The sequence below is a fragment of the Pseudomonas sp. genome, from assembly GCF_026224925.1.
Lineage (GTDB): Bacteria > Pseudomonadota > Gammaproteobacteria > Pseudomonadales > Pseudomonadaceae > Aquipseudomonas.
In genome coordinates, this window is sequence record NZ_JAMFRV010000360.1 from 1 (window position 1) to 8,357 (window position 8,357).

Genomic DNA, 8,357 nt, shown 5'->3' on the forward strand with positions numbered 1-8,357 from the left:
CTCCACCAGTGAATACTGCGTATGTGCTGTATTAGTCAGCTCACCACTCAATTGCGCGGAACGCCGTGCCTCGTCGGAAGTCTTGTCAGCCAATTGGGCAATGGTGCTGATATTACGGCTGATCTCCTCCGCAACGGCGCTTTGCTCTTCCGTAGCCGCCGCGATTTGCGTTGTCATGTCGGTGATGTTGGCGACCGCTTCGCTGATGCCCACCAGTGCCTGGTCAGCTTCCATTACCTTAGCGACGCCTTCTTCGGCTTGGCGGTGACCAGCGTCCATGGTTTGCACAGCGGCGGTGGCGGTGTGTTGCAGTTTGGCGATGAGGCCGTGGATCTGCCCGGTAGATTCAGCGGTGCGTTGCGCCAGTTGACGGACTTCGTCGGCTACTACGGCGAAGCCACGGCCCATTTCGCCGGCGCGGGCGGCTTCGATGGCGGCGTTTAGGGCTAGAAGGTTGGTCTGGTCGGCGATGCCTTTGATGACATCCACCACGCTGCCAATTTCGTTGCTGTCTTTGGCCAGTTGGGTCACGGTCAGCCCGGTTTCACCAACGGCGGCGGACAGTCGCTGAATCGCGGCTCGGGTTTCGCCGGCGATATCCCGACCGCGTCTGGTCAGTTCGTTGGCTTGTTGGGTGGCATCTGCCGTGCGTTGTACGTGGCTGGCGACCTCCTGCGTGGTGGCGGCCATTTGATTGACTGCGGTGGCCACTTGCTCGGTCTCGACCCGCTGACGCTCCAAACCCGTGGAACTGGCATGGGCGAGGGTGTCGGATTGCTTGGCTTGATCGGTCAGGTGTTCAGCGGTGTCCTGCAAGCGCGTCAGACAGGTTTTCAAGCGCGCTTCTTGACTCAGAATCGACATCTCAAGGCGCGCCTGCGGACCGCGGCTGTCGGTGTACATCTGTGCAATCAGTGGGTCAGACGTCGTTTGCTCGGCCAATTTCAACAAGCGCTTGATGCCACGCTGTTGCCAGGTCAGACCGAGCAGCCCCAACGGCACTGACAACGCCGCAGCCAGTGCGAAGCCCCAATGGGAGTTCAGCCACACGCCGATCAAGAAGCTGAGTTGGCTGACCAGGATAAATGGCAGCCAGTCTTGTAGAAGGGGCAGCCATTTATCACGACTCGGAACAGCTGATTTACCCTTATTCAGGCGCTCATACAATGCTTCGGCGCGACGGATCTGTTCGGCGGTGGGCTTGACCCGCACCGACTCATACCCCACCAGCTGATTTTTCTCGAATATCGGGGTTACGTAGGCGTTTACCCAATAGTGATCGCCGTTTTTGCTGCGGTTTTTAACAATCCCCATCCACGGCTGAGAAAGCTTGAGGGTGCTCCACATGTGCTCGAAAACCGCCGAAGGTACGTCCGGATGTCGGACAGTATTGTGCGGCTGGCGAATCAACTCCTCGTGGCTAAAACCGCTGATCTCGACGAAGGCATCGTTGCAGTAGGTGATAACACCCTTGGCATCGGTAGTGGATATCAACCGCTGTTGCGCGGGAAACGTCCGTTCGCGTTGGGTGACGGGTTGATTGTTGCGCATGATGGTGTCCGATCCGCTGGGCTATGGCGGGCTATCGGCTCTAGAGACGAGAAATTGAATGTTATTTTGAAAATGACCCATGAATCGGCGTGGCTTGATGGTGGCGCTGTGCTAGTTCTGTTCGTTTGAATAGGGTTTATTGGCGAGAGGATTCTGCGTCTTTCCAGATTGTCGAGTAGCAAGCCTTGTAGGAGCTGCCGAAGGCTGCGATTTTTTGTCCGCATCGCAGCCTTCGGCAGCTCTTACAGTTATCTTGTACTCATCCGGCAACCGCGTGCGGCGCCCCGGTATTACCTATCAACTGGCGCAACACGTAATGCAGAATGCCGCCCGCTTTGAAGTATTCGACTTCATTCAGGGTGTCGATTCGGCACAGCACGTCGATGTCCTCACGGCTGCCGTCCGGGCGGGTGATGGTCAGTTTCAGGCTCATTCCGGGTCGCAGGTCTGCGTTGGTCAGGCCACTGATGTCGATTTTTTCGTGGCCCGTCAAGCCCAAAGTCTTGCGGCTTTGGCCATCCTTGAACTGCAGCGGTAATACGCCCATGCCCACCAGGTTGGAGCGGTGAATCCGCTCGAAGCTTTCAGCGATGACGGCTTTGATGCCCAGCAGGTTGGTGCCTTTGGCGGCCCAGTCCCGACTGGAGCCGGTGCCGTATTCCAGCCCCGCAAACACCACTAACGGTGTTTTGTCTGCCTGATAGCGCATGGCAGCGTCGTAGATCGGCAACTTTTCCTCAGTGGGAATATGGATCGTGTAGCCGCCTTCTTCGCCACCGAGCATCTCGTTGCGAATGCGGATGTTGGCGAAGGTGCCGCGCATCATCACTTCATGGTTGCCCCGACGAGAGCCGTAAGAGTTGAAGTCACGAGGTTCGACGCCTTTGTGTCGCAAGTAGCGACCGGCCGGGCTGTCAGCCTTGATGTTGCCCGCCGGGGAGATGTGGTCGGTGGTCACCGAGTCTCCCAACAAGGCGAGGATGCTGGCACCGTGCACGTCTTCGATCACCGGCAAAGGCCCTGCAATGTTGTCGAAAAATGGCGGGTGCTGAATGTAGGTGGAGTCGTCCTGCCAGACGTAGGTCGCCGCTTGCGGTACTTCAATGGCCTGCCACTGTGCATCTCCGGCGAATACTTCGGCGTATTCCTTGTGGAACATGCCGGTGCTGACCTGCGCTACGGCGTCAGCGATTTCCTTCTGGGTCGGCCAGATATCGCGCAGGTACACCGGCTTGCCGTCTGAACCTTCGCCCAGTGGTTCGCTGCTGATGTCAGTGCGCACGCTGCCGGCCAGCGCATATGCCACCACCAGCGGCGGCGAGGCAAGCCAGTTGGTTTTCACCAGTGGGTGTACCCGGCCTTCAAAGTTACGGTTGCCGGACAACACCGAGGCAACGGTCAAATCGGACTGTTGAATGGCTTTTTCGATCGGCGCGTCTAACGGCCCGGAGTTGCCAATGCAGGTGGTACAGCCGTAGCCCACCAGCGCGAAGCCCAGCGCATCCAGGTATTGAGTCAAACCGGCGGCTTTATAGTAGTCGGTAACGACTTTGGAGCCTGGAGCCAAGGACGTCTTGACCCAGGGTTTGCTTTTCAAGCCTTTCTCGACCGCTTTTTTCGCCACCAAGCCAGCCGCCATCATTACGCTGGGGTTCGACGTGTTGGTGCATGACGTGATCGCGGCGATGACCACTGCGCCGTTTTTAAGGCGATAGGTATGGCCTTGGTACTCGTAGTCCGCTTCGCCGACCAAGTCAGCGTTACCCACGGCGACACCGCCGCCGCCTTCGCTTTCCAGGCGGCCTTCTTCCTTATGCGAGGGCGCGAGTTGCAGGCCCAGAAAGTCACTGAAGGCCTGTGCAACATTGGGCAGCGCGACCCGGTCCTGAGGACGTTTTGGCCCGGCGAGGCTGGCTTCGACGCTGCCCATGTCCAGCTCCAGGCTGTCGGTAAACACCGGTTCTTGACCCGCTATACGCCACAGACCCTGAGCTTTGCTGTAAGCCTCGACCAGTTTTACGGCCTCGGCAGGGCGACCGGACAAGCGCAAGTAGCTCAGGGTGATGTCGTCAACCGGGAAGAACCCGCAGGTGGCGCCATATTCTGGCGCCATGTTGGCGATGGTGGCGCGATCGGCCAGTGGCAGGTCGGCCAAGCCGTCGCCATAAAACTCGACAAACTTACCCACCACTCCCTTTTTACGCAGCATTTGGGTGACGGTCAGTACCAGGTCGGTGGCGGTGATGCCTTCTTTTAACTTGCCGGTCAGCTTGAAACCGATGACTTCCGGAATCAGCATCGACACCGGCTGGCCGAGCATCGCCGCTTCCGCTTCGATGCCTCCGACACCCCAGCCGAGCACGCCGAGGCCGTTGATCATGGTGGTGTGGGAGTCGGTTCCGACCAAGGTGTCGGGGAACGCATAGGTGCGGCCGTCTTCGTCTTTAGTCCAGACGGTGCGGCCGAGGTATTCCAGGTTGACCTGGTGACAGATCCCCGTGCCCGGCGGCACCACGCTGAAGTTGTCGAAGGCGCTTTGGCCCCAGCGCAGGAACGCATAACGCTCGCCGTTGCGTTCCATTTCGATGTCGACGTTCTGGCCGAACGCGCTGGCGTCGCCAAATTTGTCGACCATCACCGAGTGGTCGATCACCAAGTCCACTGGAGACAGCGGGTTAATACGTTGTGGATCGCCACCGGCCTTGGCTACCGCAGCGCGCATGGCGGCTAGGTCAACCACCGCCGGCACACCGGTAAAGTCTTGCATCAGCACCCGCGCAGGGCGGTATTGGATTTCGCGGTCCGAGCGGCGCTCAGTGAGCCACGCTGCGATGGCTTTGAGATCGTCGCCGGTGACGGTTTTGTTGTCTTCCCAGCGCAGCAGGTTCTCCAGCAGCACTTTCAATGACATTGGCAGCTTGTCCAGGTTGCCCAGTGATTTGGCCGCTTCCGGAAGGCTGAAGTAGTGGTAGGTCTTATTGTCGATTTCTAATGTTTTGAGGCTTTTCAGGCTATCGAGGGAAGGCATGAAATAACTCCTTTACGAGTCCGCACGGCACGGACTTTAAGAATCGAACAGAGTTTTAAGTTACCTCTGACAGGTACTGCTTACTATTAGCTTGAGTATTACTGGACCGCAGAAGGAACCCAGTGGTTCACGATTCGGCTATCATGCGCCGGTTTTAAGCCTTGGGGCTCACCTCAAGTGCCGCGCGGTGGCCAAATATTTCGCCACTGCCCAGGAGAAATGAATGAACACCCTGTTTATGCACTGCCGGCCGGGCTTTGAAAGCGAAGTCTGTTCAGAGATTGCCGAGCATGCTGCTCGTCTGAACGTGGCGGGATACGCCAAAGCCAAAACCAATGCGGCCTGCGCCGAGTTCGTCTGCACTGAAGAAGACGGCGCCGAACGGCTGATGAAGGGCCAGCGCTTCGCCGAGCTGATTTTTCCCCGGCAGTGGGCGCGCGGGGTGTTCCTCGATTTGCCGGAAACTGACCGCATCAGCGTGATCCTGGCGCAGTTGCGCAACTTTCCAACCTGCGGCAGCCTGTGGCTGGAAGTGGTCGACACCAACGACGGCAAAGAGCTGTCGAACTTCTGCAAAAAATTCGAAGGGCCTTTGCGTAAGGCGTTGACCCAAGCGGGCAAGCTAGTAGAAGACGCGCACAAGCCGCGTCTGCTGCTGACCTTTAAAAGCGGGCGTGAAGTGTTCCTTGGCATGGCAGATGCTGATAATTCGGCGATGTGGCCGATGGGCATTCCGCGCTTGAAGTTTCCCCGCGAGTCACCTAGCCGCTCAACCCTGAAGCTGGAAGAGGCCTGGCACCATTTCATCCCCCGCGATCAATGGGATGAGCGTTTGTCCGGCGAGATGACTGCGGTCGATCTGGGTGCTGCTCCGGGAGGCTGGACCTATCAGTTGGTGCGTCGTGGCATGTTGGTCACCGCTATTGATAATGGGCCGATGGCTGAGAGTTTGATGGATACCGGTTTGGTCCAGCATTTGATGGCGGATGGTTTTACCTTCAAGCCACGTCATCCGGTGGACTGGATGGTTTGTGACATTGTTGAAAAGCCGGCGCGTAATGCCGCCTTGCTGGAAACCTGGCTGGGCGAGGGCCTGTGTCGCGAGGCCGTGGTCAATTTGAAACTGCCAATGAAACAGCGTTACGCCGAAGTACGCCGCTTGTTATTACGGATCGAGGAAGGTTTTACCGAGCGTGGAATCAAGGTCAGCATCGGCTGCAAGCAGCTGTATCACGATCGCGAAGAAGTGACCTGCCATTTGCGTCGACTGGACGGCAAGCGCCGCTGATCCTGATTCAACCCACAGAGTTTGGCGGCATTGAATGAATCGGGTAACAATGCCAGCCAGTTTTTGGAGAGACGTATGTCTGAACTCATCGATACCTTGTCCGTTGACGCCGTTCTCGACGCAACCGGATTGAGTTGCCCTGAACCGGTGATGATGCTGCACCAGAAGGTGCGGGATCTGCACGCCGGTGGCTTGCTTAAAGTCATCGCCACCGACCCGTCGACCCGCCGTGACATTCCTAAGTTTTGCGTGTTTCTTGGGCATGAACTGGTCGAGCAGCAGGCTGATGGTGGGACTTATGTGTACTGGATTCGCAAGAAGCTTGATTGAGTGAGTGCGCTAAGTCTTCACCGGTATAGGAGATGCCGCCCCGTCCCCGCGCTGTCGCGCAGCAAACACGAGACCTGTAATTGAATGGCCTCGTCCTCGTCCTCGCTGTCGTGGGCTTCTATAAGAATGCCACCGTGGCGCACAGACGCCTCGGCTTGGGCGAGTCCATTCAATTACAAAAATTTATGCATCACTCCGGATTACCTGTGGCCCAAATTTACTCGGGGAAGTTTGCGGCGCGGCGTGTCTGATGAACCGCGCCGTTGCCTTCGCCAATGAGTTGGCCCACAGGTGCGCTCTAAACCACTTTTTCAGAGCGTATTTTCCGATCTCTGCCTAGTAGGCAGAAATCGAAAAGTCCGGCTTTTTAAGTCCGGGTTGTACAGATGCTTTTGGATGTCCTGGCATTACAAGTCGTAGCGCAGGCTTAACAGTACTGTCCGTGGATCATTGATCGAATAATACCGTTGGCCGCTGGACGGGATGTAACCCACCGATTGCGGGTAGGCGCGATCTAACAGGTTTTTGACCCCCAGCGTGGTTGTCCAGTGTCCGTCTGCGGTGATGTAGCGAGCGCTGGCGTTCCAGAAGGTCTGTTTAGGAATCTCTTGAATGTCATCGTTGAGTGGGTTGCCGTACGAGCGGGTTTGGAACTGTGCGTCGGTGCCGACCAGCACCGCGCCGGGGACGTTCAACGGTACGGTGTAGTTGAGAGCAACGCTGGCGTTCCATTTAGGCGAGTAGATCAATTGCTTGCCATCAGCGTCGACGCCCGCGCCTGACGCATTCTGGAAGTCGTCGTAGCGGCTTTGCAGGTAGCCGACATTGGCGGTCAATTGCAGGTCGCTCGTCAGGGCGGTGAGGGTTTCCAATTCCACGCCATAGGTGTGGGCGCGACCGACGTTGGTCCGCAGGTTAACCCCCAACGTCGGGTCGTAGGCGTTAGTCTGCAAATCCTTATAGTCGTTGTAGAACACGGCGACGTTGGCGCGTAGGCGCTGGTTGAAGAAGTCGCCCTTGAAGCCGGTTTCGTAGGTAGTGACATCTTCGGGTGAAAACGCCGTTTCCGCCGCTGCTGCTGTGGGCGCGCGGTTGTCGTAGCCGCCCGCTTTGAAGCCCTTGGCGACGTAAGCGTACTGATTGAGATGTGCAGTCCAGGCATACTCCAGACCGATCTTGGGGCTGGTGCTCTGCCACGACTTGCTCGCGTCAGCAGTAAAGTTCACTCCCGTGACTGCGCGGTTGGCGGTGAGCGCGTAGTTGGTAAAGTCGAAGTTCTTGTGCTCTCGGGTAAAACGCAGGCCGGCGATTAGTGACAGCTGCGGCGTCAGCTTGTAGCTCCCTTGGCCGTAAAGCGCATAACTGTCGGTAGTCGTGGTGCTGTATTGGCCTTGGCCGATTACTGCAGCGCGGGCGATGGAGTAGGTGAGGTTGTCGCGGTCAGCGTCGAACTTCTCGTGGTAGACGAATACCCCAGTGGTAAAGCTGAAACGGTCGTAGTTGCCATTGATTTGAAAGTCCTGAGTCACATAGGCCTGTTTATACAGAATCAAGTTCTGCTGAATCAGCGCGGCTTGCCCAGAATTGTCATAGTCCACCGGCTGGTGGAAGGCTGAATAGGCCGTCACGGATTTGAAGCTCAACTGGTCGTTGAACGCATAGATTGCCCGCAGCACGCCGCTACCCTGATCCAGCTTGTTCTTGGGGTCGAGGCTCGAATAGCTTTTGAACTTGTCGAAATGCCCGTTTGCGTCGAATGGCGTGTAGCTGGTGGTGTCGCCACGGTCGAAGGTGCCAGCCACGGTGAGTTGGACATCCCACGGCGAATCGTCGGGCTTGAAGCGCAGCTTGCCCCGATAAGACTGGATATCAATATTGTTCACGTCCTTGTGCCGGGTCGGGTCCCACACGGTCCCGTCGCGGTTGAGGTCGGTGGCCGAGAAGCTGCCGAACAGGGCGTGGTCCACCAATGGGCCGCTGATGAGAAAGCGCGCATTGGCGGCGTTGTAGCTACCGCCACCGAGTTCAAAAAAACCACGGGTTTCCTGATCAGGATCGTGGGTAATCACACGTATAGCGCCGGCGCTGCTGTTGCGCCCGTAAAGCGTGCCCTGGGGACCGCGCAGAACTTCCACCCGCTCGACGTCGTTGAAGTCGAGC

At 57.6% G+C, this 8,357-nt stretch carries 5 protein-coding genes; 2 read left to right on the plus strand and 3 right to left on the minus strand.

The window, feature by feature from the left end:
* Together M0974_RS15675 and acnA are read right to left on the minus strand one after the other, a co-directional pair.
* The coding region (locus M0974_RS15675) for a PAS domain-containing methyl-accepting chemotaxis protein (protein WP_297838463.1) at window positions 1–1,551 on the minus strand (1,551 nt) is incomplete at its 3' end.
* A 259-nt stretch (window positions 1,552–1,810) separates the two neighbouring features.
* The gene (gene acnA / locus M0974_RS15680) at window positions 1,811–4,579 is read right to left on the minus strand and encodes an aconitate hydratase AcnA (RefSeq protein WP_297838468.1); all 2,769 of its coding nucleotides are present in this window, start codon (window positions 4,577–4,579) and stop codon (window positions 1,811–1,813) included.
* A gap of 223 nt (window positions 4,580–4,802) precedes the next feature.
* Here acnA and rlmM point away from each other — a divergent pair, with 223 nt between their 5' ends.
* Window positions 4,803–5,867 carry a 23S rRNA (cytidine(2498)-2'-O)-methyltransferase RlmM gene (rlmM, locus tag M0974_RS15685; RefSeq protein WP_297838471.1) on the plus strand — a complete coding sequence of 355 codons (1,065 nt, stop codon included), beginning with the start codon at window positions 4,803–4,805 and terminating at the stop codon, window positions 5,865–5,867.
* A gap of 75 nt (window positions 5,868–5,942) precedes the next feature.
* On the plus strand, window positions 5,943–6,197 hold the full coding sequence (gene tusA, locus M0974_RS15690; RefSeq protein ID WP_297838474.1) for a sulfurtransferase TusA: 255 nt from the start codon (window positions 5,943–5,945) through the stop codon (window positions 6,195–6,197).
* A gap of 407 nt (window positions 6,198–6,604) precedes the next feature.
* Here the strand turns inward: tusA and M0974_RS15695 are convergent.
* On the minus strand, window positions 6,605–8,357 hold a 1,753-nt coding region (locus M0974_RS15695), incomplete at its 5' end, for a TonB-dependent receptor (protein WP_297838478.1).